Raw genomic sequence first — 25,337 nt, 5'->3', positions numbered from 1 at the left:
TATGGATTTTGTTGTAAAGTTAGCTGAAGGATTTATGAATTTATTCCAATCTGGTGCAGAAACATTTATTAGCTGGATGACAGGAATTGTTCCTCTAGTATTGATGCTAATGATTGCGATGAATACAATTATTGCTATGATGGGCCAAGAACGTGTGACTGCTTTAGCTCGGGTTTCATCTAAGAATCCAGTGACTCGCTACATGATTCTACCTTTTGTATCAGCATTTATGTTAGGTAATCCAATGTCAATGACTTTAGGCCGTTTCTTGCCGGAATACTATAAACCAAGTTTTATTGCTTCTCAAATGCAATTCTGTCATACATCTAATGGTTTTTTCCCACATATTAATCCAGGTGAATTATTTGTATGGCTTGGGATTGCACAAGGAATCTCAACGCTAGGTTTAAACCAAACTGAATTAGCAATTCGCTACTTGTTAGTTGGTTTAGTTATGAACTTTGTCGGAGGTTGGGTCACTGACTATACGACAGCATTTGTTTCTAAACAACAAGGAATTGAATTAAGCAAAACAATTGAGGAAATTTAGAGGGGAGGAATAATAATGGGATATAATAGTATAAAAGTAAATAAAGGAAATGGTGGCTTTGGAGGACCATTAATTATTACACCAACTGAAGAAAAACATAAATTTATTTATGTTACTGGTGGTGGTGAAAAACCAGAAATTGTAGATAAAATTGTAGAATTAACTGGAATGGAAGCTGTGAATGGCTTCAAAACGTCTATTCCTGATGAAGAGATTGCATTGGCAATTATTGACTGTGGAGGAACTTTACGGTGTGGTATCTATCCTAAGAAAGGTATTCCTACCATAAATATTATTCCAACTGGTAAGAGTGGCCCGTTAGCCCAATATATCACTGAGGATATTTATGTTTCAAATGTTGGTATGAACCAAATTGAGTTGGCAGATAAAAGTGATATCGTCATTCCTACTAAATCAGTCAATGTATCAGAAAACAGTCAAGCAAGTTATGATACATCAAAGAAAATCTCTGAACAAAAAGCTGATTCTAGTTTAATCGCTAAGATTGGGATGGGCGCTGGTAAAGTGGTTGGTACCTTTAACCAAGCAGCGAGGGATGCTGTTCAAACCATGTTACATACCGTAATTCCCTTTATGGCCTTTGTTTCTTTATTAATTGGATTAATTCAAGGATCTGGAATTGGGACTTGGATAGCTAATTTAATGACACCACTCGCAGGAAATGTTTTTGGCCTAATTATTATAGGGTTTATTTGTTCATTGCCATTTCTTTCTCCTTTCTTAGGCCCTGGGGCTGTTATCAGCCAAATTATTGGTACCTTGATTGGGGTAGAAATTGGAAAAGGGAATATTCCACCTCAATTAGCTTTACCTGCTTTATTTGCCATTAATACCCAAAACGGTTGTGACTTTATTCCTGTAGCCTTAGGATTGACTGAAGCTAAAGCTGAAACCGTTGAAGTTGGGGTGCCTTCTGTATTGTATTCACGTTTCTTAAATGGAGTGCCCCGTGTTATTGTGGCATGGTTAGCAAGCTTTGGTTTATATAGTTAATTATTAGATAAGGAGATTTAATTTGGAACTTTTTGAGACAAGTATTGTTGGAATAGGAAGCCAGGCAAAAATGTTTGCGGCTGAAGCTATGTTAATTCTATTTGGCCAAGGTGCACCTGAGGATTTAAAAGAATACACTTATCAAATTGATGTCAACCCAGTTAATGGAGACATTGTAGAAGGTCAATTCATATATTTCGACAATCAAGCTTATAGAATCACTAGTGTGGGTAATTTAGTTATAAAGAATTTGAATGATATTGGTCATATCAGTGTAAAATTTAATGGGGCAACCGAAGCAGAACTGCCTGGAACACTCTATGTAGAAGCAAAAACTTTACCTGAGATGAATGTTGGAACTCGAATAAGTATTAAATAATTTAGTGAATTGCTTCCTAATTACGATTTAAACCAATTTTAAATGTTATTAGGGAGCAATTTTGTATATAATATTAATAGATTGATTAAATAAAAGCATAAAATGGAGGTAATTATGAAATTAGTACTCGACACCGCAAATATTGATAAAATTAAAGACTATTTAACCTATCTTCCAGTGGCTGGTGTTACGACCAACCCTAGTATCCTGAAGAAGGAAGGATCGATTGACTTCGTAGAACATATGAAAGAAATCCGTTCTTTAATTGGCAAGGAGCGTTCACTGCATATCCAAGTGATTCAGGAAGATTATCAAGGTATGCTTGACGATGCGCATAAAATTTTGAATTTAATTGATAAAGATGTTTATATCAAAATTCCTGTTTCAAAAGATGGCTTAGCTGCCATTAAAACCTTAAAAGCAGAGGGGGTTAACATTACGGCAACCGCTATCTATTCTACAATCCAAGCAATTCTCGCGAAAGAACTCGGTGCGGATTATTTGGCTCCCTATGTAAATCGCATGGAAAATCTAAATACTGACCCCTACGAAGTAATATATCAAGTTGCCCAAGACTGCCTTGGTTCTGATACAGAAATTTTAGCAGCTTCTTTCAAAAATGTATCCCAAGTTTTAAAAGCTAGTCAAGCTGGAGCTAATTATGTTACAGTGGGTACGGATGTGATTGATAGTTTCTTAGCAAATGCCAATATCGCCAAAGCCACTCACGATTTTGCTGCTGATTGGCAAATGAATTTTGCTAAGGATCAGATTTAAGCGTAAATAAATTTATGTAAGAAAATATTTTTGTGTATCAATATATAAAATATAATTAGAAAAAGAGATAAAATCAATCTTCTGATGATTTTATCTCTTTTGTTATAGAACATTTCCAATTAGGGCCAAATTTAGAATAGGCTAGTTGTAAATATTTTACCCCAAGGACTTATTTAAGATTGACCTTAAGGCTTTTTCTCTCAGGGGAATCGTATCAATGCCATTATTTCTTTCATATCCTTCAACTAAGACACTACAGATATATAATTGTGAGATGATCCCAGGTAGCGAACCACCTTCCAAAAATTCTTCAATTGCTGTTTGTAAGACAATATCGCATAGTTTAGCAATCGGGGAAGAGAGAAAATTGGTAATTGCAATAGTTGTTGCCCCGTAATCCTTCGCGATTTTCAACGAATCAAAGGTATCTTTGGTCCGTCCACTTAGAGAGAAGCCAATGACTGCATCCTCTGGTGTTAAAAGCGATGCCGTTTGGGCTTGTAAATGGGGGTCAATGACCGCATTACAATGGACTCCCACCCGTAAAAACATATTTTCTAAGTTTCGGCTGGTATTACCGCTTGAACCTACTCCAAACACATAGAGGTGTTTAGCTTTGGTAATTGCAGCAATTGCACGGTCTAATTCAGCTTCATTGATTAATTGACGGGTAGCTTTTAAAGCATCTGTCAATTTATTTAGGGTTTCGTCATAGAATTTATCTTCCAGTGTGGTCCGGTCTTTACTGAAATCTTCCTTGGCCATTTCAATTTTTAAATCGGCAAAGCCTGAAAAACCTAATTTTTGGCAAAAACGGATGATGGTTGCGTCACCGACTGAGGTGGCTTTTTTTATATCCTCAATGGTTGAATAAATTGTTTTTTCTTTAATTTGGAGGATATGATTGGCTACTTTTTGTTCAGATTTGGTAAAGCTAGGGTATTTTTCTTGGATGAGTGTTATAAATTTCATAATTTACCTCTTCTTTTGGATGTGTTTATATTATAAAACAAAATCTTGCAGATGACTATTTACAATAATGTAAGCGTTTGATAGAATGGTTTCGGAGAAATTCTCCGTTAAAAAATAAAAATGGAGGTAAAGTCTTGAGAAAAGAAGAGTTTATTCAGCAAATTAAAAAAGGAATTATTGTTTCTTGTCAGGCTTTACCCGATGAGCCCATGTACACTGAGGCTGGCGGTGTAATGCCCTTATTTGCCTTAGCTGCCGAAGAGGCTGGCGCAGTGGGGATTCGAGCGAATTCAGTCCGAGATATTAATGAGATTAAAGCAAAAGTGAATTTACCAGTCATTGGGATTATTAAGAAAGATTACCCCCCGCAAAAACCATTTATTACGGCAACCATGGCTGAAATTGATCAATTAGTTGAAACCGGGGTTGAAGTAATTGCTTTGGATTGTACCCTAAGACCGCGTCATGATGGGAAAACAATTAATGAATTTATTAAGGAGGTTAAAGATAAATACCCTGATCAATTATTGATGGCAGATATTGCGACGATTGAAGAAGGCGTGAATGCATATGAAGCAGGCGTTGATTTCGTAGGCACCACCTTAAGTGGCTATACCGAGGAAAGCCAAGGTGCGGAAAAGCCTGACTTAAACTTAGTCGCCGACTTGGTTAGAAGAGATATTCCTGTGATTGCGGAAGGGAATATTCATACCCCAGAACAAGTAAAAAAATTAAAGCATTGGGTGCTACTGGTATCGTTATTGGCGGCGCCATCACTCGTCCTAAACAAATTGCTAGTCGTTTTATTGAAGCATTTAATGAATAAGGAGGATATATAAATGTTTAAGAAATTTTCTCAAATTGGGAAAGCGATGATGCTCCCAATCGCTATCCTACCAGCAGCAGGTCTATTATTAGGTCTAGGTGGAGCCTTAACCAATGAAAGTGCCCTAATTGCATATCCTTTTCTAAACCAAGCTTGGTTACAAACGATTCTTTCTATTATGAGTGCGGCCGGGAATGCCGTCTTTGCCAACTTAGCCCTTATCTTTACGATTGGGGTTGCGGTCGGTTTAGCCAAAGGCGATAAAGGAACTGCCGGCTTAGCAGCGGGTGTTGCTTATTTGGTTTATACCGCGACAATAAGTGGATTCTTACAATTATTTGCTGAAGAGGGCGCCTCCATCGATACTGGCGTGATTGGCTCCATTGTAGTGGGTAGTACGGTTGCCTTTCTCCATAATCGTTATCGTAAGATTGAACTGCCGCAATTTTTAGGCTTCTTTGGGGGCTCACGGTTTATTCCAATTGTTTCATCCTTTGCCGCAATTGTTCTAGGTGCGATTTTCTTTGCCATCTGGCCACCAGTACAAAATGTGTTGGGAATCGCCGGTGAAAATATTGCTAAAATGGAAAGTTTTGGTACTTTCTTATACGGATTCCTCTTACGTTTAACTGGGGCGGTAGGCCTTCACCATACGATTTATCCCTTGTTCTGGTATACCTCTTTAGGTGGTAGCGAAGAAGTAGCTGGAAAAATGATTGAGGGAGCGCAAAATATTTTCTTTGCTCAGTTGGCTGATTCAAGTCACCAAGGTTTATTTACTTATGGTACCCGTTTCTTTGCTGGTCGTTTTGCGACGATGATTTTTGGCTTGCCAGCAGCCTGTTTGGCCATGTATCATTCTATTCCTGTGGTTAACCGTAAGAAAAATGCAGGTCTATACTTCTCTGGTGCCTTAACTTCTGCTTTGACAGGGATTACCGAACCGATTGAATATATGTTCTTATTCTCTGCTCCTTGGTTATATGTCATCCATGCTTTCTTAGATGGGGTGTCTTTCTGGGTGGCTGATATCTTAAGTATTCGGATTGGTAATTCATTCTCTGGTGGTTTTATCGATTATACTTTATTCGGTATCTTACAAGGTAACTCCCATACAAATTGGTTAAGAGTCATTCCAGTGGGAATTATTTGGGCACTTCTTTATTATGTTGTCTTCCGCTTCTGCATTAGCAAATTTAAAGTATCGATTCCTGGTATGGATATTAATGAAGACAATCCGGTTGAAAACACCACTTCAGATAATCGAAGTACTTTACACGATGAATCATTAAGAATTATTGATGCTTTAGGTCATGAAGAAAATATCGAATCAGTTGAAGCTTGTGCAACTAGATTAAGAGTGGCCGTAAAAGATGCAGGCCATGTAAACCAAGCCGCAATCAAAAATTTAGGGGCAACTGCAGTTTTTGAGGTTCAAGGAGGCATTCAAGCGGTCTTTGGAGCTAAAGCAGATTTATTATCTCAAGAAATTAATCAGATTCTAGGGGACGAGTAAGTAACTTTATACAAGACTCGATAAGCATTACATTTAATGCAAAAATAAAAGGCTCTAAAAATGGGAATCAACCATTTTTAGAGCCTTTCATCTTAAGCAAATGAGCAATTATTCGGTATAGCTTATATCTAAGATATATTAATTTATCCTAAAATCATTTGTGCGAGCGGATAACCTATTAAATATGTGACGATGATGGTAAGAATCATGAATAGGCCACCATATTTCAACATTTTTTCTGTATCTGTCCAACCAGATGAGACTGATACTGCAACGAATGGCATTGAAGAAGGCGCTGCAGTTCCTAGAGATGCACAAAGTCCAATGACAGCGGCAATAGCGGCGGCACTAATTTGTCCATTACTACTTAGGGCTACAGGAACTGCCATTGAGGTAAAGACTTGAGCCGTTACCATATGAGAAGTAATGTTTGAAGATAATGAGGCGACCACGATAAAGAAAAGAATAAGTAAACTTGGAATAAGACTGGTAGTAATTGGTTGGATAAGGGTGATTAATTGATCAATCAGACCGATTCCCTTGTCTGTCATGACAGCACCAAATAGTAAGGTACCACTACTCATGATTAAGGCAGGCCAGGAAACACCCTTGGTAATGGCTTCAGAAATATTTACAAGGGGTTTACCCTCGATTGAAATAATGGCCATGACCACAACACCGAGTAGGGGAGGCATAGCAGAGCCAAAGCTTGAAATATAGGTAGATAATTCTGGGAGAATCTTAGAAATTAAACTTGGCAATACCCATAAGAGAACGACTCCAAAGAAAATAAATAAGATCATATTTTCCCGGAAGCTATTCATTTTTGATGGTTCATCTTTGAAGTCTTCTTCACTGAGACCTTTAAAATCGGGTAGGCTTGGATTTAAAACAAAGCGGAAAACGAGTAACGTGAGAACAAATAAGATAAGGCCAACAGGAATACCGAAGAGCATATACTGACCATAGTTGATCACATTTCCTGTAACTGATTCGTAAACCCCCATTGCTAATACTGGAAAGACATGGGCGATTGGGGTCATGCCTGCAGAAAGATTGGAAAAGATAGCCATGCCCATGATAAGCATTGAAGCAAATTTATCCCCTTTTTTAAGCCCTAAAATATCATATATTTCATTAAGAATTGGTAGAAAGATAAAAAATAAGACAGTTGGAGATATAAATAATCCCATCAATAATACTGATAATAAGAAAAGAGTCGTCATATGCCAGATGCTTTTTTGGGCAAATTTAGAAGTAATAAAGAATAAGGCAGTTCTGCGAATAAATGACGTTTGAGAGATAGCATAGGTACAGATAAAAGTGAATAATAGGAAGGCAAAAGTTGAATTACCGAAGGAAGAAGATAAAGCTGTATTCATACCAACTTCAGGAATAAAGGCTAGTGATAAAATAGCAATTAAACTTGGCCAAGTAATATCCACTGTGACCCATAGAATCAAAGTGCCAATAAAGGTTCCTAACACGGCCACACTGGGACGGTTAAAGCTTGAAAAAACAACGAAGTGAGACGAAATCATAATTATTAATGCAAGTATCGTAAATAGCTTCTTTTTCATAATTACACCCCTTAAATTAATGCCTTTAGTTTACGTAATTCGTTTTGGACCATTGATAAGGAAGCTCGATTTTCTCCAGTCGATAGGGCGGCCGCAATACCAGCGGCTTGACCAGTTGCAAAAGCAGTTCCCATCACACGGACGGAGCCTAGTCCCATTGAATCGGATGAAATCATCCGGCCAGCAGCCCATAAGTTATGGGTATCCTTTACTTCAAGCGCACCTAATGGGATTGAAGCATAGTCATTGTCCGGAATATGAGTGTACTTCAGTTCGGTATCACTCTTATGGATTTCTGGACTCCAAGCAGCTCGACCGATACTATCCTAGCCTTTTATAGCATATAAGATATCTTTGCCGAGCAAGACCTCATTTCCAATCACTCTACGAGCTTCACGGATACCAAGTTCGGGACTTGAGCTTTCTACTCTGATGTCTTTAAAATCTGGGATAAAGCGCTTAAAGGTTTCGGTATAAGCGGATATTTGTTATCTTAACAATAGTTCTGCAGTCGTTTTTTCTTGACTACTTAAGTTTTTAAGAATGATAGAAGGAATTGTACAGTAGCCTACTGTTTCTTCTTTGGGTTTGATGATCATTCCTTTTTCTTTAAATAAATTGGGGATGCCCGCTTCTTTCCAAGTTGAGATTGCTTCATTTAGTTCTTTCATACCAATATCTCGATTTTGACTGAGGATTTCTGCAGCTGTCACATCGACTGGCGCCCAATTCAAATCCATCACTTGGTCCGGAGCAAGCCATTTTGAAGCCATATGTTCCTTGAGGATTGACTGTCCTTTAATTATTTTGACGGTGTAGGTGGAAAGGGTGAGGTGCCCAAAATTATAGCCATAGTCCGCGGTATTGATATAGTCAAGAACTTCAAACTCAAGGTCTAATTCTTCTTTCCGCTCTCGGACCAAGGTTTGGGGTGGGTTTTCGCTGGCCTCAATTTTACCGCCTGGGAATTCCCAGAGTTCAGGCAAGAGCATGCTTCTGCTTCGTTGGGCTACATTATTTTCCATCTTGGATAATGGCACCTGATACCACTGCGATTTCTTTCATATTCCCCCTGCTTTCTTATAGATATGATATCTTAATTTATCAAGAGAGTTTTTAAAAAGCTAATCGGCACACATAAAACAATCATGCTATAATTTAATATATAAATGATATAGATTGGAGTGGTTTGATGAAAAGTAAAAGAATCGGATTCGTTTTTCTTGCCTTATTTATTACCTTTATTTCACTTACGCCCCTAGCTTCAGCAAATTACCAAGCAGTCATTGATGAGATTATTCAATATTATCCTTTGTATCTACAGGGAGATATGGAGGAGGTAGCCCACTCAACCTATCTTAAAGAGATTAATATTCCAGGTGCCCAAACGAGTGAAGGCATAGCCGTAGGTTTTTATGATATTGACCAAAATGGTAGCCGGGAAATGTTGGTCAAAACCTTGGGGGACTCTGGTGGTTTAATGATGATATATACCCTTAAAGATGAACAAGTTTACCGGATTGCAGATGATTCCAATTATATCGGATACCGGAAAAGAATTGATTTTTATCAAGATGGCTCAATGTTCCACAGCATTTCAGGTGGGGTGGCTACTAGCGGGGGTTCATGGTTATTGATGAGCCCAGATGGTACCAGCTTGGTAGAAGCTGATTCCTATATCTATCATGGTGATAGTCAGACCTATGAAAATAGTGAGACCGGCGAACAGTTATCCGACCATGATTTCAAGGTTAAGTATAATATTCTTGATAAGACGCCCCTTGATATAAACCAAGAAATTGGTTGGATTCCAATTGTTGATAATCAAGGGAATGCTTTAATTGAACCAAGTCAGGTCCAAGCGGCTTTAGCTAGTCAAGACTCAGACCAAGCGACTAACCAAACTGATTCGCAAGCAAGCGATGAAAATAATCAAGTTGAACTAGGATACAGTCAAACGAATCAAACACCTACTTTGACCTGGATGACAGAAATACCGAAGGGAGATTTAGCCTGGGGTAAGGAAGTTAAATCCATGGAAGACTATCAAAGCACTTACTTAGCCGAGCTTCGTCGTTTAGACCAGGTCTGGGCAGATTTGGCTCATGCTCATCTAGATCAGAAAAAAAACTTAGATCAAATTCGGACAGGTGACCGGCTAGATTTTGCTAAGAACAAAGATTTTCATTCGATAATTCCAGCGCTTTATTCAGCCTTTTATCAATGTTTGGACCAATTGGATGACTCCTCTGCTCACGAATTGTCGCAACTACTCCATGATAGTTTTGTCTTGGAGAAAATGTTGTTGCCAGACCTAAATGAGACCAGTCATGAGGCTTTAAATCAATTACGACTCCAAGTTATTGATACCTATTATGCTTATAATGATGCAAAGTTTCAAGAGTCGGGCTTTATGGGCTATGAATGGGTGCGAGACCAATTAGATAAAAAAGTTGTGACCTTACCTGAACTCCTTGCTCTTGATGATGACAATTTTGACTTACTGAACCGGATTGGCATTGCTTCTGGTTATCCAGGTGAATCGACTGGATTCCAGCTTTTCCCGAGTCAATTTGATTATGGCGCTGGATTGCCGCAGTCACTTGACCAATATTTCTATCTTGTTTTAACTCAATCGCCAGGGGCACAAGATATCGGTGGATCTCAGGCTTATTACTTACACTTAGCTAGTGGGGAGATGACCTCAGCTAATTTAGGGAGCCTACCTAAGCTAGAAGCGATTGAAGTTCCTGATTATCAAGCCCGTTATGGTATAGAGGTGACCAATTATTATCCAGCCTATTCAGCCAAAGAAACGAATAACCAAGGCTTGCGTGAAGGGCTCACCCAAACTGCACCGGCTTGGACTGGTCAAGAAGATTTAGCTAATTTAATGGCAAGCTGGGGGCAAACCATGGGCCAAGCCTACCAAGCCTATACCCCTGACAAATCGGCGAGTTTCTACGGCGCTAGTTTACCGCAAGTGTCTTTTAAATTTCATTTGTATCACCAAGTGATAGAAGGTCTCTATGACCAAATGCCAAGCAAGGACAATCAGATGCGAGTTGTGGCAGTTTATTCAGATATTAAGGATACTGTCAATCCCAATGCTGAACGTCACTTATATCTGTTTGTTTCAGATAAGAACAACGGCATTCGGGCCTTAATAGCCACTCAAGGCCCGGGAGAAGATGGTCTTTTGACTTTTAAAGATACCGCTAATAAAGATTTAATTAGTGGTTTCATTGAAGTGGCAAATAACCATTAAGACTTAAACTTAAAAAAGATAGGGTAATGACCGGGCAAAATGCTCGGTCATTTTTTACTGTAACTTATGTGGAGAGAGTTGGTGAGAATCAGGATTGATTTGCACAAATTCGATTAAAAAGATGCGAAACCCAATAGACTGACCTATTTTTGAAGAAATTGATACGAATCAAAGTTGCTCAGCATCAATTTGATTAAAATGATGCGAAGGCTCATCGAGTGGCCTACTTTTGATAAAAATCCTACCATTCAAATGTTTGGTATGCTTTGTCCTATGCCAAGTTTAGGTGCTTAAGATGAAACCTGCTTAACCTCATCAAAAGGGTTCTTTGATAATATGAATAAACTGATATCTTTTGCGCTAGAATCCGATCCAGGTTATGATGATATGAGAAGGGGGTTCTGCCAATGTCATCTGACACGCAAACACATCAGAAATATTCACTGAAACAACTTTTACTTTTTATCTTACCTTCCTTAGCAGGGGTCCTACTCCTAATGACACCGCTGAAGATTAATGGCCAGTCGACGGTGATGGTCTCTGTGATTGCGGATTTCCTCAAGGAAAGCATCTCCAAGTTGGTCCCAATTTATGTTTTGGTTCTGCTAGTGATTATCATTTCTTCTGGCTTAGCTTTACTTTATAAGTTTTCTAAGCCAGCATTTATTGAGAAGAATGAACTATTAAAAAGTGCCGCCCAAGTATCCAATTTCTGGTTGGGAGTTCGTTTAGTCGGTTTGCTGATGGGCTTTCTAGTAGCCTTTGGTAAAGACCTAGGTTTACCAGAACTCATTTGGGGTATGGATACTGGGGGATTAATCCTGTTCGACCTCATCCGTGGACTCTTTATTATATTCTTAGTGGCAGCCTTTATCCTCCCACTCTTAACTGAATTTGGTCTCTTAGAATATATTGGAGTCTTTTTAGCTAAAGTGATGCGCCCGGTTTTTAATTTGCCAGGACGGTCTGCCGTGAATTGTGTCGCCTCATGGATTGGCGATGGAACGATTGGGATTACCTTAACAGCCAACCAGTACGAAGAAGGTTATTATAATCAACGAGAAGCCGCAACGATTGCGACCATGTTCTCGGCGGTCTCCATTACCTTCTGTCTGGTAGTGGTAGAAAATATTAATATGATGGACAAATTCGGTTTCTTTTATTTAACTATGTTTATTGCGGGGTCTGCTTGTGCTTTAATCGTGCCCCGGATTCCGCCTTTGTCGCGCAAGCCCAATACCTATTTCCAAAATAATCCTCAAGAAGATGAAGAGGATGTTCCGACTGGTTATACTGCTAACCAATGGGGCTTGAAGCTAGCTGTGGAGAAAGCCCAAGAGAGTGGTAATCTTGGTCAATATTTGCAACAGGCGGTATCAACCGTCCTTGGTTTGTGGCTCTCAGTCATTCCAACCATTATGGCAATTGGGTCGCTGGTTCTTATTGTTTCCCATACGACTCCGATTTTTGACTGGTTAGGGCTACCTTTTAAGCCGCTCTTACAAGTCTTACAAGTTCCGCTGGCTGACCAAGCAGCTTCCACCATGGTGATTGGTTTTGCTGATATGGTGGTTCCTTCGATTATGGCTGCAGCAATCCCTAATCCAATGACTCAATTTGTTATCGCATGTCTGTCAGTGGTCCAGCTGATTTATATGTCTGAGACCGGTGCAGTCATTCTGGGATCTGGCCTACCAGTTTCTTTCCTGGATATTTTTATTATCTTTATCGAACGGACCTTAGTTGCTCTGCCAATCATCGTACTAATGGCGCATTTAATATTTTAAATGTATAGAAAAATCCTTGCCTACTGTAATTAGTGGACAAGGATTTTTTTGTTTTAAGGGCGTTTATGTCTAAAAATTATGAAGGCGACCACTAAGACTACTAAGAAAGCAATCACCACCAAGGGCCAGGTCTGGTCGATGATACCTTTGAGGGCGACGACTAAAAAGAGCACGAGAATAGGGTAGAGACCACGCTGATTCATAAATACTTCCTTTCTTGTTATGGGCTATGGTTAGTATAAGCTATTTGAGCGGGCTAGCCTAATTTTTCCTCTTAATATTAGAAAAAAGCCTGAAGCGCTTAATGAGATTAAAAGACCTTTTAAGTCCCATGAGAATTTGCATATTTTTTAAGTAAGCGTTATCATATACCGGATAGAAAGGGGTCTTTTTCATGAATTCTGACCAAGAGCTGATTCAAAACCGGTCAGCCAAAGATATACTTTTGTTTTTATTGCCATCACTGCTAGGGGTGTTTTTATTAATGACGCCTCTGGTGATAGAAGGGCAATCCACGGTGATGGTCTCGGTGATTGCCAATTTCTTACGCCAACAGGTGAGCAATTTTATTCCAATTTACTATTTGGTCTTAGTCATTATTTCTTTTTCGACGGTCATTGCTTTGATTTATCGCTTTAGTAAACCAACTTGGCTTGAAAGCAATCGCTTACTTAAAGAGGTAGCAGATATCTCACCCTTATGGTTACTTGTCAGAGTCACAGGCTGTGTCTTAGCTTGGTTAGTGGCTTTTGGCAGAATCTGGGGTTTGCCGGAAATCATTTGGAGTCCCGATACAGGGGGCTTGATCCTTTTTGACTTAATCAATGGGTTATTCATTATTTTCTTAGTGGCGGCTTTTATTCTGCCTTTTTTAACTGAGTTTGGTTTATTGGAATATGTCGGGGTATTTTTAACCCCTTTTATGCGACCGATCTTTAACTTACCGGGTCGGTCTGCAGTCGATTGTGTGGCTTCCTGGATTGGAGATGGGACGATCGGGGTAACCTTAACCAATAAACAGTATGAAGAAGGTTACTATAATGCTCGGGAAGCAGCCGTTATTTCCACTACTTTCTCAGCTGTCTCCATTACTTTCTGTTTGGTGGTAGTAGAAAATATAAATATGATGGATAAGTTCGGTTTCTTCTATTTAACTACCATTGTGGCGGGAATTGCTTGTGCCCTAATCGTACCACGGATTTGGCCTTTATCAGGAAAGGCTAATACATATTATCTTGGTAAATCACAAGATATTGGTGAGGACATTCCTGTTGGCTATAGCAAACACCAATGGGCTATGGAGCTTGCTATTAAGAAGGCACGGACCAATGGGAATCCAGTCCAATATTTGAAATCAGCCTTGAAAACTGTTTTAGGCTTATGGTTGAGTGTGATTCCAAGTATTATGGCGATTGGAACCTTGGTCTTAATTGTTTCTCAAACGACGCCGATTTTTGAATGGTTGGGCTTTCCCTTCCGTCCGATCTTGCATTTATTACAGGTGCCCTTGGCGGACCAAGCGGCTTCTACCATGGTGATTGGCTTTGCTGATATGGTAGTCCCATCTATTATGGCGGCGGCCATTGCCAATCCGATGACCCAGTTCATCATTGCTTGTATTTCCATTGTTCAATTGATTTATATGTCTGAAACTGGGGCAGTCATTCTGGGATCTAATTTGCCAGTATCCTTTACTGAAATCTTTATCATCTTTATTGAACGGACTTTGATTTCTCTACCTATCATCGTCTTGATGGCGCATTTGATATTTTAAGAGCGTGGGGCAGACGGATTGGGCTTTTTTGCTCGGTTTTGTCTGTTCCTATTTTTTTGGAATGGTAGTTTCTTTACTTTTAGGCTAAGCCTGGGAAGTAGTTAGTTAACTTATGGTCGAAGTGTGGAAAAATTCTTTACTTGTTAGGCAAGTAAAGAAAATGTCTGAAGTTTTTCTTAAGTGGGTATGAAAGTAAAGAAAACTAAGGCTGATTTTCTTAAGTGATATTGGAAGTGTGGAAAAAATTCTTCACTTGTTGGAGCAGTAAAGAAAATGTCTGAAGTTTTTCTTAAGTGGGTATGAAAGTAAAGAAAACTAAGGCTGATTTTCTTCGGTGATATTCGAAGTGTGGAAAAATTCTTTACTTGTTAGGCAAGTAAAGAAAATGTCTGAAGTTTTTCTTAAGTTGGTATGAAAGTAAAGAAAACTAAGGCTGATTTTCTTCGGTGATATTTGAAGTGTGGAAAAAATTCTTCACTTGTCAAGCAGTAAAGAAAGCGGCTAGTGATATTCCCGACTTAGGCTGGAAGTGAAGAAAAATCTCCACCTTCTTCTAGCGAACTATATTATAAGAAAGAATTAATCCATTTTTCCTATTAAGTCCCTTGCTATACCTTGAGACCGCTTTTATACTTGAACTTAGTGAATCTTAATAGGAGGTGCTTTAATGGCCCATGTTTTGTTAATTAATACTGGCGGTACCATTGCCATGTCCGAAGACCATACGACCGGGAAGGTGTCGCCGACACGTGAAAATCCAATTCGTCAACAGGGTAATTTTATCAATCATTTTGCAACAGTGACCTTTGTTGACTTATTTAACTTGCCGTCTCCGCATATGACCCAAGCTCAAATGCTAGAGCTTTCTAATTATATCCGTGACCATGCGGGGGATTATGACGGGATTGTTGTGACTCATGGGACTGATACCTTAGAAGAAACAGCCTATTTCTTACAATTGAACTTGAATCTTTCACAAGCAGTAGTGGTGACGGGAGCCATGCGGTCATCCAATGAAATCGGAGCCGATGGCATGGCAAATCTCCGGTCAGCGATTATGGCCGCAGCTGCCCCTCAGTCCCGTGATCAAGGTGTACTGGTGGTCATGAACGAGGAAATCCACACCGCAACCTATGTGACCAAAACCCATACCACTAATTTAGCCACCTTCCAAACTCCCACCTTTGGTCCTATCGGACTAATTTCTAAAAACCAAGTCCTTTATTTTCAAAAAATCCTCCACCGGGATTATTACCCAGTTAAGGCGATTAAAAAACCGGTAGCCTTGTTAAAAGCTTATGCTGGGATGCAAGCGGATATTATTACAGCCATCGGGGCCAGTCATTATGGTGGGCTAGTCATCGAAGGGTTAGGAGCAGGCAACCTCCCTCCCGCTACGGTGCCTGCCACCGAAGCCTTGTTGGCCCAAGGGATTCCAGTCGTGATGGTCTCCCGTGCCTTCAATGGGGTGATTGAAGATGTTTACGATTATGAAGGTGGGGGGAAACAGTTGAAGCAAGCAGGGGTGATTTTTGCCCAAGGCCTCAGTGGGGTTAAGGCACGTTTGAAATTAGAGTGTTTACTAAATGCAGAAAGTCAAGTAGACCTGGGTCAGGCTTTTGCTTGGAGTTAGAGTAGGGAAAATACTTTCAGTGATTAAAATAATTGGAAAAGTAGGCAAAATTTAAGTTTATAATCTAATCTTATAATCCGTCGAAAATTTAGTAATTAAAATAAAAAAATCAGCACCCAAGTGGCTATGCTTGGGCGCTGACTAGCGAGAGTAATAGTAAGTAATTAGAAAAATTATCTGATAGAATCTTCTTCAAATGTCTCGCTAATTGATATTATAATCTCTTTTAAATAAAAAGAAATAGGTCTAGCCAAAACATTTCAAAATTTAATTAATTTTTAAGTATAATATTAGATTAAGAGTTTGAAAATGCTAGTCTTGTAGACAGACTTTCATAAGACACTGTAGACAAGGCCCATGTTTTCATAGGCCTGGGACTGTGTTATAATAAGGCAATAAACTAACAATAGAGGTGAAGAAAATGTCAGGCCATAATAAATGGAGTAAGATCAAGAATAAAAAAGGGGCAGAAGATGCTCGGAAAGGGGCCGTATTTGGGAAGCTTTCCAAGGAGATCTTCATGGCTGCTAAAAATGGTGGCGGCGACCCGTCAATGAATTCCACCCTTCGCATGGTGCTTGACAAGGCTAAGGCAGAAAATATGCCTAAAGATAACATCACTCGTGCTATTAAAAAAGCAACCGATGCGGGTGACATGACTAACTACGATGAAATTACTTATGAAGGATACGGCTCTGGTGGGATTGCGATTTTGGTCCATACCCTAACCGATAACAAAAACCGGACCGATACGGGCATCCATGTTGCTTTTAGTCGTAATGGTGGTAACTTGGGTACTTCTGGTTCCGTGGCCTATATGTTTGACCGTAAGGGCTATGTGGTGCTTGATCGTGAAGAATTAGAGGTCGATGAAGATACGATTTTCGAATTGGCTATTGAAGCTGGTGCCGAAGATGTGCAAGTTTCGGATGAAGCCTTCGAAATTTATACTGATCCGAGTGATTTTGCAGCTGTTAAGGAAGCTTTAGAAGCAGCCGGTTATGAATTTGCACGAGCCGAATTAACCATGGTGCCACAAAATACCATCGCAATTGATGGTGAAAAATTAGAAAAACTTGAAAAACTCGTCGACGCCTTAGAAGATGACGATGATGTACAACAAGTTTATACCAATGCTGATTATTAATTAACTCATACTTATTAATTAAAAAAGAAACCGCTATGGCGGTTTCTTTTTCTTTACATTGAATTTACAAAGGGATTATTAAAATTAACACTGAATTAATAATAGATTGGTATAGTGGGTAAGAAGTATTACCGAGTATCTGAATCTACCCAAGAAGCATCTATTCTTACCATCAAGGCAAAGGATGTTGCACCTACTTCCCTTTTACTCTGACCACGAAGGGAGTTGCAGGGTGTTTGTGGCTCGTTTTAATCCAGCCCGACTAGTAAAATTAGAAGCACTAAGGGTCTATCTTGTTATGTCAAAATTTTTACTCTTCGATTAAGAAAGTGAAATGTCAATTTAAGGCCGTAAAATTGAGGAGGATTTTAACCTATGATACAAGAAATTATTGCACACCGGGGTTATACGGGAAAGTATCCCGAAAATACTCGCTTAGCCTTTGAGAAGGCAGCTGAATTACCCATTTGGGGCATCGAATTAGACGTCCATTTATCTAAAGACCAAGAAGTGGTCATTATCCATGATGAAGCCATTGACCGAACTTCCAATGGCAGCGGCTTGGTTAAGGATATGACCCTAGAAGAATTACGGTCCTATCAATTCTATGGTGCCTTTCCTGAACTAGAAAATCAAGCGGATGACGGTTTAACCATAATGACCTTGGATGAATTTCTGGCTTGGATGCAGCCTTTATCTATCAAGGTGAATATTGAATTGAAGACCAATATTTTTGCCTATGAAGGAATTGTCCAAAAAGTTATTGATTTAATTAAACACTATGATTTAGCTGACCGAGTCTTAATTTCCTCTTTTAACCATCGGTCCATTCGGGAATGTATGACACTTGCGGGGGATTTACCTTTAGAATATGGATTCCTAACGGGCGCTTCCCTCTTAGAACCCGGCGATTACTGTAAAGCCAAAGGAGTAGGGCATTATCATCCTTTTTATGGTTCCCTAGTTCCGGCTGATATTATTAACTGCCACCAACATGGAATTCAAATTAATGCTTATACCATAAATGATAAAGCGGCCATGAAAGCAATGATTGACCTAGGTTTGGATCGTTTGATTACTAATTTTCCTGAAGATGCTTTAGAAATGCTTCGATAAGCTTTACTAGTCTACACGGCGGAATTAATTTTGCATGGAGGTTACTGATGAGAATTTTAATTGTCACTGAAACTTTTTATCCAGCTACGGATGGAATTTGTACCCGGTTAGCCCAGATGACTCCACGCTTACAAGCAATGGGTCATCAAGTCTTGGTTGTTTCACCAGACCTAGGCATTCAAGAATACCAAGGTGTACCGATTAAGGTGATGGATTCCTTTACTTTTCCTTTATATTCCTCCAGACCTTGGGGTTTGCCTTCTAAGAAGATGAAGAAGGTTATTGAAAACTTTCAACCGGATGTGATTCATGCGGTGAATCCTTTTATGTTAGGGACTTCAGCAGTTAAATATGCCCAAAGCTTGGATATTCCACTTTTAACTTCTTATCATACCCATATGCCAAATTATTTAGACCATTATAATTTAAGCTTTATGAAACCACTCTTGTGGGATTATTTACGTAAATGGCATCAACCCGCTGATTATAATGTGACTGTGTCAAAAACCCTCCAAGCTGAATTAATCGACCAAGATATTTGTACCCAAGCAGTCTTACCACGGGGGATTGACTTAGACCTATTTCATCCCCAAAACTATGATGAAAAGCTCTACCGTGAATGGACCTTTGGTTTACCGGGACAAAAATTATTAGTCTATGTAGGCCGGTTAGCGGCGGAAAAAGACCTAGACCAATTAGTCCATGTTTTTGAAGGTCGGGATGATATTTGTCTCGCTATAGTGGGGGATGGGCCGGCCCGGCAAGACTTAGAAGCTGTTTTTAAAGACACGAAAACCACCTTTACGGGCTTTTTGAAGGGGCAGAACTTAGCTAAGGCTTATGCAACCGGGGATGCCTTTATTTTCCCATCGACTTCGGAAACCTTTGGCCTAGTGATTTCAGAAGCCATGGCTTCAGGGACACCCGTCATTGCGGCCGAAAGTGGAGCGACCTTGGAACAAATTATTCCTGGTCAGACGGGAACGACCTTTAAGACGGGAGACAAGACCTCGCTACAGGCTAGCTTATCAATTTTAGATCATGAAGACATCTTAGCAAGGATGAAAGTGCAAGCTCGGCAAGAAGCAGAAAAATATTCTTGGCAAGCAGCCAGTCAGCGGCTCTTGGAATTTTATGAGTCCGCTCGGATTATTCATCAAGCCAAACATGTAATGCGGCATAGCTCTTACCAGTTATCACTGGGGCAACAGTTTTTAAGTTTGTTTGAATTAAATGAATAAGCTCAATAAAAAAGTATTCAAGCTAGGAAAAGTTGGACGATCAACTTGGAACGCTTGCTTGAATGCTTTTTTTGCTTTGGCGAAATTTTTAAAGGGAATCATGTTCTTTTATGGATTCAGCATAGTAATATCCTTGTTAGGCTAATTACTTGTCTAGTGAGCTACAATGTGATTGAATTAAATTACAAAAAAATGGAGGTTGGGATATGATTCGTTTGGTGGCGTTTGACTTAGATGGGACATTTCTTTCGTCTTTTAATAAATATAATCGACCTCGTTTCAAGAAAGTATTTGACCAATTAAAAGCGCAGGGGATTAAAGTGGTTGCGATTTCTGGCAACCGGTATTACCGGATGGCCAAAATATTTAAGGATTATCTTGATGATATGATTTTTGTGGCGGATAACGGTGCCTTAATCTGGAACAAGGGTCAAGTTATTCACCAGAATACCTTTGATGCGGAGAGTATGGAGCGGCTGTTGGCGGAATATCATTATCCTGGCATGTCACTATCAGGGCTTAACACCTCTTATATAGAGCAGGAGGTTCCCTTTACTCAACGCTTGATTTTAAAGTTTTTCCTAGGTCCGATTCGGCGGGTGCCGAGTTTTTCGCCTCTACCCGAAGATGAGTTTGTTAAGTTGTCTTTTCGAGTCAAAAATCAGGACACTGTTGCCTTAACGAAGGAGATTAACCAGCGTCTTGAAGGTCATGCCCATGCAACTCATTCAGGGTGGGGGACCATTGATATTGTGCCTACTGGAATTTCTAAGCAATCAGCTTTGGCTTTTTTAGGTGACCGCTTTGGGATTGAACCGGACCAGATGATGGTTTTTGGCGATGGGGGCAATGATATTCATATGTTAGAGTATGCTGGTCATTCTTATGCTATGGCTAATGCTTCTGATCGGGTTAAGGCTGCGGCTAAGGCGGTGGCTCCCTCTAATAAGGAGGATGGCGTGTTACAGGTTTTAGAAGACTTTTTGACAAGCAGTCAGTGATAGAATAGAAATAGGAGTTCAGCATGAAATTACAAGTATCAGACCGTGCGCAAGCATGGTATGTGGAAGAAATGGGCGTGAGTCCTGACCGTGGAATTTACTTTTTCGGCAAGGTTTACGGGTCATCACCCATTCATGATAATTATTCTTTAGGAGTCGGCGTAGCGGAACCCAAGGATCCCTTGGTTCTAGTTCAGGGAAAGGACACCGTCTTCTTTATCGAAAAAGCTGATGAGTGGTTCTTTAACGGTTATGATTTCTTTGTCGATTATAATCCCGAATTGGATGAACCCGTCTACCATTATCAACCAAGTGAAGGCTCACCTGCACCGGCACCCAAGGCTGATGTGACTTCAGGTCCGTCAGTTAAGGCCGATACCACTACAGGGGCTTCACAATATTAAAAATTATAAAAAAGCCGCGATAGGGCAGCCTTTGGCTAGCAAATCGCGGCTTTTTGAGTAATGGGAGACATGAGGGGGCTAACTATCTGTGGGCGGTGCGAATAACTATTTTTGGCACTGGGAGGATGGGAATCGGTGTAAATAATTATTTTTTGGCACTGGATGGTTTGGAATCGGTGCGAATAATTATTTTTTGCACTAGACGGCAAAGAAACGGTGGGAAAAATCATATTTTTCAGCATATTCGATAATTATGGAGCAGGAAGGATTTTTCACGTAAAAAGGCGACTTGAAATCAAGTGGCCTCTATATAAATCATATTAAGAGTTTGCCTCTAAGAAAGCCATCAGTTGATCTTGGCTGATTTGTCCATTGATGCGTTGGCGGTTACCATCCTTGTCAAATAAAATAGTGGTCGGGAAGATATTCATCCCCAATTTAATTTGGGTGGACCGGTTGACATCATAGTAAACAGGCAGAGTTAAATTATTGTCGGCTAAAAAGGCTTGTGCTGTTTCCATGGTTTCAGAGGGTTTAGAAGCTAGACCATCGATGATAATAAAATTAAATTGGTCTTTGTATTGGTCGTAAGCCGTTTGGAAATATGGCATTTCTTCTTGACAAGGGGGGCACCAAGCTGCCCAAACGTTAATAATGGTTGGCTTGCCATTGGTCATAAGACTATGGAGGTCAACTTCTTGACCATCTGCCGTCATAACTTGGGAGTTAGGGATTTTGGGGACGGACTTTGTCTCAGCGTCACTTTCATCACTCTGATTAGAGCCATCCTGACTGGTCTCTGAAGTTTGGCTAGGGCTAGCACTTGCAGCCTCCTGTATTTGACTTTCAGAACTAGCTTCTTGGCTGGCTAATTGAGCTAATTCCGCTTGACCAGATTCTTTTTGACTTTCTTGGATAAAAAAAGCACCTCCAAAAACAAGCAGTAGAGCTAATGCTAAAAATAATAAGCGTTTCATTAATTTCTCCTTTCTAGAGTCCTAACCAGGAACTGATTTTCCCGGTGGCCATTAAGATGCCAAAAACTATTAAGAGTATGGCTGAGAATTTTTCTAAGATGGGCAGATAGGGAGCAATACGTTTAATCGACCGTTTGCTTTCCTGAATCAGCAAAGCAGATAAAATAAAGGGAATCCCTAACCCTAAACAGTAGGCGACTAACATTAGTAAACTCTGCCCATAATTATTGGCGGTCATAGCCAGAGATAAGGCAGAGGCTAAATAAATCCCGACACAGGGCGTCCAGGTTAGGGCGAATAAGAAGCCTAAGCCAAGGGCAGACTTGGGCTGCCCTTGCTGAGAAGTGGACCGGGCAAAGAGGCGGCTGGAAAAACGGTGGCCCCATAGTTGGTCCAAACCTAAGCCTATAATAATCAGCCCCGCGACTATATTTATCAGGTTTTGATTGCTTATAAAAAACTGCCCCACATAATTTGCCAGCAGACTCATGGCCATAAAGACCAGGGAAAAAGCTAAGACAAAGAGGTTAGCTGCCTGGAGGATTTTACCCTTATCCGCTTGGCTATCCTGGGCTGCAAAGTAGGAGAGGTAAAGTGGAATCATAGGTAATAAGCAAGGCGATAAGAAGGTGAGAATACCCTCAACAAATAACATGAGATATAACATGGTTAAATCCTTTCACAAAATGTAGTTTAATCATAACAAACTTACCTAATTTTTGATGGAGATTTGCTTAGAGATTTCAATTTTTTTCTGGGACCTTATCTTATATAATAGACTTAAGAAAAAGGAGGCCTCCACCATGTATTATGTAAATATCTTGCTTTATGCTCTATTTGTAGCTTTAATGATCTGTTTTAATTATGGCTACTGGCTAGCCATCCCTTTGGTCGTCTTGATTTTAATCCAAGCTTCAGTTCATGCTAAACAAAAAGGTGGTCCAGTTCGCCTAATTTTAGATGGAGCGGTTCTGGCTGCGGTGGGTCTAGCTGCTTTTCGGCCGGACTTTGTTCTTGTACAAGTGGTGGCCATCTTTGGCCTAGTTTATACCTTGGTAAATTTTGCTTGGGATAGCCGGCTTAAGCCGGACCGTATGATTCCAATGTGGGAACAACCATTTAAATGGCTAGGGCGTCTGGTCTTTGCTGTGATTTTTATTTTATCAATAATTACGACCACTGCCTTTATCAATCCGACCTTATATGCACGGACCTTGCAACACTTGATGCCGGTTGAGACCAAGACCAGTCAAGAAACTGAGAAAAATTATAAGGTCTTTCGTAACCTTGAATATCCTAGTAAAAAAACTTCCAATTATTTAGACCTTTATCAAGCGAATCAAGCCAAGGGGACCATTTTCTTTATCCATGGGGGTGGTTATATCCTAGGAGACAAGGGTCAAGACCTTTACCAAAATTATTTCAAAAAGTTTGTCCAAGCGGGTTATAATGTAGCGGCTATAAATTATGAACTAGCACCGGTTAATGCCTATCCTGGTCCACTCGCTCAAATTAATGAAGCCTTGGCATATATCTTGGATAATGCCGAAAAATATGATATCGATAGCCAGAAAATCATTTTGATGGGGGACTCAGCTGGAGGTCAATTGGCTGGTCAAATGGTCAATATAATTACTTCACCCGATTATGCTTTAGAGATGGGGCTTAAACCTGCTGCCCGGCCAGCAAATATTAAGGGTTATATTAATGTGGCTGGTTCAGTTGACCCCGCCCGGGTTGGTCAGGTTGATTTTCCGCCTTGTGACTGGCTTTTCTATACTTGGGTGGCGGCTTATTTTAAAGATATCGATTATGTCAAAGGCCAGTCTGTTAACCAAGCTTCAGTGATTTCCCATGCGACCTCAGACTTTGTACCGACCTTTATTTCTGATGGTAATTGGGGGTCTTTTAGCAATCAAAATCAAGACCTAGCTCAGCGTTTAGAAACTTTAGGGATAGATGTCACCAGTCAAATTTATGACAAAAATCATAAAAAATCTTTACCGCATATTTTTGAAATATCTCAAGATAATCAAGAGTCTCAAGCTGTCTTTAAGGCCCAGTTAAAATTTTTGGAGAAAACTTTAAAGAATTAGGCTAAGCATTTTTCTCGTTAATCTGAAAAGAACTTGTTAAAATTAAAAAAACGTTTCCAAAAATATGAGGAGGTTTTATTATGGCAGGTTCTAAATTAGTAAAAGATTATCAAGTTGGCGATGTGGTTGAGTATGGAACTTATGAATTTACCCAAGACAAGATTATTGACTTCGCTAAAGAATACGATCCTCAGCCTTTCCATTTGGATCCTGAAGCCGCCAAGGACACCTTTTTTGAAGGTTTAGCGGCTTCTGGTTGGCAAGCTTCAGGTGTTGCCATGCGGTTGATGGTTGAAAGTCTCGATTTAGCCAAAGGCATTGTTGGAATTGAAGTCAAGGTTAAATGGTCTAATCCAATCCGACCTGGGGATGTCATGTCGGTAAAAACTGAATTTAAATCAATTGACTATACGGATTCCAATCCGGACCAAGCGGTGTGTAATTTAGTGACCACGGCTTACAATCAAGCAGGTAAAAAAATGATTATCCTTGATTCAAAAGTACTTTTATCTAACTAAGTAAGCATTTAGGAGAAATTTGTTTGAGTATATCAGTAGGTGATTACCAGCGTCTATGCTATGCTTAAGTTAACCAAGAAAGGTGGAATTTAAAATGGGATTATTTGATACAGTAGGTTCAGTTATTGATGTGTTTAACCAAGGAAATGGCAAAGATATTGACGCAATTGCGAGTAAGTCAGGTTTATCTGCTTCCCAAGTAACTTCAGTCTTAGCTGCTGCCATACCAATGATTTTAAAAGCGATTAACCGTAATAATCAAACAGATGAAGGTTTATCTAAATTTGATCAAGCCTTACAAGACCATGCTGAAGACAATAGTCATGATTCTTTAGAAGCATACGTACAAAATGCGGATGAAGAAGATGGTGACAAGATGTTAGGTCATGTCTTACAAGATAAAGATTCAGTAATCACTCGTTTAGCCGATGCCTTTGGTATTACCCCAGCTGCAGTGAAACGTGTGCTTGTATTGGTCGTTCCTGTTTTAATTTCTTACTTTGCTAAAGAAAAGAAAAATAAAGGATTAGATTCTGAACAAGTTCGTAAACAAACCCAAGAAGCTGCCAATGATGAATTAGTTAAGAAGAGTCAAGAAGGCGGTTTATTAGGTTCTGTTTTAGGTGGCCTATTTGGCGCTGATAATGCACCAACCCACCAACAAACAGCTGATGACAGTGATGACAGTATCTTAGGTTCAATCTTAGATATGTTCAACCAAAAATAATTAGCTTGTTAAATATTAAAAGCACCGGGCGTGG

General features: G+C 39.8%; 23 protein-coding genes and 2 pseudogenes. 18 read left to right on the top strand and 7 right to left on the bottom strand.

Annotated features, from left to right (window positions below; translation table 11 throughout):
* The first annotated feature begins 1 nt into the window (after nt 1).
* From srlA to HMPREF9257_RS01640, 4 genes are all read left to right on the top strand, one after another.
* The gene (gene srlA / locus HMPREF9257_RS01655) at nt 2-550 is read left to right on the top strand and encodes a PTS glucitol/sorbitol transporter subunit IIC (RefSeq protein ID WP_006417725.1); all 549 of its coding nucleotides are present in this window, start codon (nt 2-4) and stop codon (nt 548-550) included.
* A gap of 15 nt (nt 551-565) precedes the next feature.
* Complete coding sequence (gene srlE, locus HMPREF9257_RS01650; RefSeq protein WP_006417881.1) at nt 566-1,564, top strand: PTS glucitol/sorbitol transporter subunit IIB; 999 nt, start codon at nt 566-568, stop codon at nt 1,562-1,564.
* Nucleotides 1,565-1,586: 22 nt separating this feature from the next.
* Complete coding sequence (locus HMPREF9257_RS01645) at nt 1,587-1,943, top strand: PTS glucitol/sorbitol transporter subunit IIA (RefSeq protein WP_006417920.1); 357 nt, start codon at nt 1,587-1,589, stop codon at nt 1,941-1,943.
* A 114-nt stretch (nt 1,944-2,057) separates the two neighbouring features.
* The gene (locus HMPREF9257_RS01640) at nt 2,058-2,720 is read left to right on the top strand and encodes a fructose-6-phosphate aldolase (RefSeq protein ID WP_006417811.1); all 663 of its coding nucleotides are present in this window, start codon (nt 2,058-2,060) and stop codon (nt 2,718-2,720) included.
* 156 nt (nt 2,721-2,876) lie between these two features.
* Here the strand turns inward: HMPREF9257_RS01640 and HMPREF9257_RS01635 are convergent, their stop codons facing one another.
* Nucleotides 2,877-3,692: a MurR/RpiR family transcriptional regulator gene (locus HMPREF9257_RS01635; RefSeq protein WP_006417864.1), complete on the bottom strand. Its 816-nt coding sequence runs from the start codon at nt 3,690-3,692 to the stop codon at nt 2,877-2,879.
* Nucleotides 3,693-3,826: 134 nt separating this feature from the next.
* On the opposite strand from HMPREF9257_RS01635, the pseudogene HMPREF9257_RS01630 reads away from it, so the two are divergent.
* Nucleotides 3,827-4,518 (top strand): annotated as a pseudogene (locus HMPREF9257_RS01630) (N-acetylmannosamine-6-phosphate 2-epimerase).
* 13 nt (nt 4,519-4,531) lie between these two features.
* Nucleotides 4,532-6,034 (top strand): PTS transporter subunit EIIC, encoded by a 1,503-nt coding sequence (locus HMPREF9257_RS01625; protein WP_006417938.1) that lies wholly within the window; start codon nt 4,532-4,534, stop codon nt 6,032-6,034.
* Between the two features lie 143 nt (nt 6,035-6,177).
* On the opposite strand, the gene HMPREF9257_RS01620 is transcribed toward HMPREF9257_RS01625, so the two are convergent.
* The 3 genes and pseudogenes from HMPREF9257_RS01620 to HMPREF9257_RS01615 form a co-directional block, all read right to left on the bottom strand.
* Entirely contained in the window at nt 6,178-7,614 is a 1,437-nt protein-coding gene (locus HMPREF9257_RS01620) for an SLC13 family permease (RefSeq protein WP_006417884.1), read from the bottom strand.
* 11 nt (nt 7,615-7,625) lie between these two features.
* A pseudogene (locus HMPREF9257_RS08905) lies at nt 7,626-8,099 on the bottom strand (FAD-dependent oxidoreductase).
* A 3-nt stretch (nt 8,100-8,102) separates the two neighbouring features.
* Nucleotides 8,103-8,639: a (deoxy)nucleoside triphosphate pyrophosphohydrolase gene (locus tag HMPREF9257_RS01615; protein ID WP_245526818.1), complete on the bottom strand. Its 537-nt coding sequence runs from the start codon at nt 8,637-8,639 to the stop codon at nt 8,103-8,105.
* Between the two features lie 167 nt (nt 8,640-8,806).
* Here HMPREF9257_RS01615 and HMPREF9257_RS01610 point away from each other — a divergent pair, with 167 nt between their 5' ends.
* The gene (locus HMPREF9257_RS01610; protein ID WP_006417805.1) at nt 8,807-10,882 is read left to right on the top strand and encodes a DUF4767 domain-containing protein; all 2,076 of its coding nucleotides are present in this window, start codon (nt 8,807-8,809) and stop codon (nt 10,880-10,882) included.
* Nucleotides 10,883-11,289: 407 nt separating this feature from the next.
* A complete protein-coding gene (locus HMPREF9257_RS01605) occupies nt 11,290-12,669 on the top strand; it encodes a YjiH family protein (protein WP_006417835.1) in 1,380 nt (459 codons plus the stop codon).
* A gap of 53 nt (nt 12,670-12,722) precedes the next feature.
* Here HMPREF9257_RS01605 and HMPREF9257_RS09220 read toward each other — a convergent pair whose 3' ends face one another.
* Nucleotides 12,723-12,872 carry a hypothetical protein gene (locus HMPREF9257_RS09220; protein WP_006417755.1) on the bottom strand — a complete coding sequence of 50 codons (150 nt, stop codon included), beginning with the start codon at nt 12,870-12,872 and terminating at the stop codon, nt 12,723-12,725.
* 191 nt (nt 12,873-13,063) lie between these two features.
* Here HMPREF9257_RS09220 and HMPREF9257_RS01600 point away from each other — a divergent pair, with 191 nt between their 5' ends.
* The 7 genes from HMPREF9257_RS01600 to HMPREF9257_RS01570 all read left to right on the top strand — a co-directional run bounded on the left by HMPREF9257_RS01600 (nt 13,064) and on the right by HMPREF9257_RS01570 (nt 20,985).
* Nucleotides 13,064-14,443, top strand: a complete 1,380-nt coding sequence (locus HMPREF9257_RS01600) for a YjiH family protein (protein WP_006417752.1) — start codon at nt 13,064-13,066, stop codon at nt 14,441-14,443.
* 667 nt (nt 14,444-15,110) lie between these two features.
* On the top strand, nt 15,111-16,076 hold the full coding sequence (locus HMPREF9257_RS01595; protein ID WP_006417879.1) for an asparaginase: 966 nt from the start codon (nt 15,111-15,113) through the stop codon (nt 16,074-16,076).
* A gap of 421 nt (nt 16,077-16,497) precedes the next feature.
* Complete coding sequence (locus HMPREF9257_RS01590) at nt 16,498-17,223, top strand: YebC/PmpR family DNA-binding transcriptional regulator (RefSeq protein WP_040466629.1); 726 nt, start codon at nt 16,498-16,500, stop codon at nt 17,221-17,223.
* Between the two features lie 375 nt (nt 17,224-17,598).
* Nucleotides 17,599-18,339 carry a glycerophosphodiester phosphodiesterase family protein gene (locus HMPREF9257_RS01585; RefSeq protein WP_006417882.1) on the top strand — a complete coding sequence of 247 codons (741 nt, stop codon included), beginning with the start codon at nt 17,599-17,601 and terminating at the stop codon, nt 18,337-18,339.
* Between the two features lie 47 nt (nt 18,340-18,386).
* Nucleotides 18,387-19,580, top strand: coding sequence for a glycosyltransferase family 4 protein (locus tag HMPREF9257_RS01580; protein WP_006417903.1), 1,194 nt, complete (start codon nt 18,387-18,389; stop codon nt 19,578-19,580).
* Nucleotides 19,581-19,786: 206 nt separating this feature from the next.
* Nucleotides 19,787-20,581, top strand: coding sequence for a Cof-type HAD-IIB family hydrolase (locus HMPREF9257_RS01575; protein WP_006417940.1), 795 nt, complete (start codon nt 19,787-19,789; stop codon nt 20,579-20,581).
* Nucleotides 20,582-20,604: 23 nt separating this feature from the next.
* Complete coding sequence (locus tag HMPREF9257_RS01570) at nt 20,605-20,985, top strand: HesB/YadR/YfhF family protein (protein WP_006417832.1); 381 nt, start codon at nt 20,605-20,607, stop codon at nt 20,983-20,985.
* 320 nt (nt 20,986-21,305) lie between these two features.
* On the opposite strand, the gene HMPREF9257_RS08680 is transcribed toward HMPREF9257_RS01570, so the two are convergent.
* Nucleotides 21,306-21,962, bottom strand: coding sequence for a TlpA family protein disulfide reductase (locus HMPREF9257_RS08680; protein ID WP_006417898.1), 657 nt, complete (start codon nt 21,960-21,962; stop codon nt 21,306-21,308).
* A 13-nt stretch (nt 21,963-21,975) separates the two neighbouring features.
* Nucleotides 21,976-22,629: a cytochrome c biogenesis CcdA family protein gene (locus HMPREF9257_RS01560; RefSeq protein WP_006417769.1), complete on the bottom strand. Its 654-nt coding sequence runs from the start codon at nt 22,627-22,629 to the stop codon at nt 21,976-21,978.
* Between the two features lie 136 nt (nt 22,630-22,765).
* Between HMPREF9257_RS01560 and HMPREF9257_RS01555 the strand changes: the two genes are divergently transcribed.
* The 3 genes from HMPREF9257_RS01555 (at nt 22,766) to HMPREF9257_RS01545 (ending at nt 25,303) form a co-directional block, all read left to right on the top strand.
* On the top strand, nt 22,766-24,058 hold the full coding sequence (locus tag HMPREF9257_RS01555; RefSeq protein WP_006417784.1) for an alpha/beta hydrolase: 1,293 nt from the start codon (nt 22,766-22,768) through the stop codon (nt 24,056-24,058).
* A gap of 80 nt (nt 24,059-24,138) precedes the next feature.
* Nucleotides 24,139-24,576 (top strand): MaoC/PaaZ C-terminal domain-containing protein, encoded by a 438-nt coding sequence (locus HMPREF9257_RS01550; protein ID WP_006417905.1) that lies wholly within the window; start codon nt 24,139-24,141, stop codon nt 24,574-24,576.
* A 94-nt stretch (nt 24,577-24,670) separates the two neighbouring features.
* The gene (locus tag HMPREF9257_RS01545; protein ID WP_006417739.1) at nt 24,671-25,303 is read left to right on the top strand and encodes a DUF937 domain-containing protein; all 633 of its coding nucleotides are present in this window, start codon (nt 24,671-24,673) and stop codon (nt 25,301-25,303) included.
* The last annotated feature ends 34 nt before the right edge of the window (nt 25,304-25,337 follow it).

This window comes from Eremococcus coleocola ACS-139-V-Col8 (assembly GCF_000183205.1).
Taxonomy (GTDB): domain Bacteria; phylum Bacillota; class Bacilli; order Lactobacillales; family Aerococcaceae; genus Eremococcus; species Eremococcus coleocola.
Note: the sequence above shows the minus strand (reverse complement) of the source record. Positions and strands in the feature narration are given on the sequence as shown.

Excerpts from the sequence above, each read along its gene's own strand:
- HMPREF9257_RS01635 (WP_006417864.1), bottom strand. The coding sequence starts at position 3,692 with ATGAAATTTATAACACTCATCCAAGAAAAATACCCTAGCTTTACCAAA.
- HMPREF9257_RS01605 (WP_006417835.1), top strand. The coding sequence starts at position 11,290 with ATGTCATCTGACACGCAAACACATCAGAAATATTCACTGAAACAACTT.
- HMPREF9257_RS01610 (WP_006417805.1), top strand. The coding sequence starts at position 8,807 with ATGAAAAGTAAAAGAATCGGATTCGTTTTTCTTGCCTTATTTATTACC.
- HMPREF9257_RS01585 (WP_006417882.1), top strand. The coding sequence starts at position 17,599 with ATGATACAAGAAATTATTGCACACCGGGGTTATACGGGAAAGTATCCC.
- HMPREF9257_RS01600 (WP_006417752.1), top strand. The coding sequence starts at position 13,064 with ATGAATTCTGACCAAGAGCTGATTCAAAACCGGTCAGCCAAAGATATA.
- HMPREF9257_RS01545 (WP_006417739.1), top strand. The coding sequence starts at position 24,671 with ATGGGATTATTTGATACAGTAGGTTCAGTTATTGATGTGTTTAACCAA.
- HMPREF9257_RS01640 (WP_006417811.1), top strand. The coding sequence starts at position 2,058 with ATGAAATTAGTACTCGACACCGCAAATATTGATAAAATTAAAGACTAT.
- HMPREF9257_RS01620 (WP_006417884.1), bottom strand. The coding sequence starts at position 7,614 with ATGAAAAAGAAGCTATTTACGATACTTGCATTAATAATTATGATTTCG.
- HMPREF9257_RS01590 (WP_040466629.1), top strand. The coding sequence starts at position 16,498 with ATGTCAGGCCATAATAAATGGAGTAAGATCAAGAATAAAAAAGGGGCA.
- srlE (WP_006417881.1), top strand. The coding sequence starts at position 566 with ATGGGATATAATAGTATAAAAGTAAATAAAGGAAATGGTGGCTTTGGA.
- HMPREF9257_RS01560 (WP_006417769.1), bottom strand. The coding sequence starts at position 22,629 with ATGTTATATCTCATGTTATTTGTTGAGGGTATTCTCACCTTCTTATCG.
- HMPREF9257_RS01595 (WP_006417879.1), top strand. The coding sequence starts at position 15,111 with ATGGCCCATGTTTTGTTAATTAATACTGGCGGTACCATTGCCATGTCC.
- srlA (WP_006417725.1), top strand. The coding sequence starts at position 2 with ATGGATTTTGTTGTAAAGTTAGCTGAAGGATTTATGAATTTATTCCAA.
- HMPREF9257_RS09220 (WP_006417755.1), bottom strand. The coding sequence starts at position 12,872 with ATGAATCAGCGTGGTCTCTACCCTATTCTCGTGCTCTTTTTAGTCGTC.
- HMPREF9257_RS01550 (WP_006417905.1), top strand. The coding sequence starts at position 24,139 with ATGGCAGGTTCTAAATTAGTAAAAGATTATCAAGTTGGCGATGTGGTT.
- HMPREF9257_RS01625 (WP_006417938.1), top strand. The coding sequence starts at position 4,532 with ATGTTTAAGAAATTTTCTCAAATTGGGAAAGCGATGATGCTCCCAATC.
- HMPREF9257_RS01615 (WP_245526818.1), bottom strand. The coding sequence starts at position 8,639 with ATGGAAAATAATGTAGCCCAACGAAGCAGAAGCATGCTCTTGCCTGAA.
- HMPREF9257_RS01580 (WP_006417903.1), top strand. The coding sequence starts at position 18,387 with ATGAGAATTTTAATTGTCACTGAAACTTTTTATCCAGCTACGGATGGA.
- HMPREF9257_RS01575 (WP_006417940.1), top strand. The coding sequence starts at position 19,787 with ATGATTCGTTTGGTGGCGTTTGACTTAGATGGGACATTTCTTTCGTCT.
- HMPREF9257_RS01570 (WP_006417832.1), top strand. The coding sequence starts at position 20,605 with ATGAAATTACAAGTATCAGACCGTGCGCAAGCATGGTATGTGGAAGAA.
- HMPREF9257_RS01555 (WP_006417784.1), top strand. The coding sequence starts at position 22,766 with ATGTATTATGTAAATATCTTGCTTTATGCTCTATTTGTAGCTTTAATG.
- HMPREF9257_RS08680 (WP_006417898.1), bottom strand. The coding sequence starts at position 21,962 with ATGAAACGCTTATTATTTTTAGCATTAGCTCTACTGCTTGTTTTTGGA.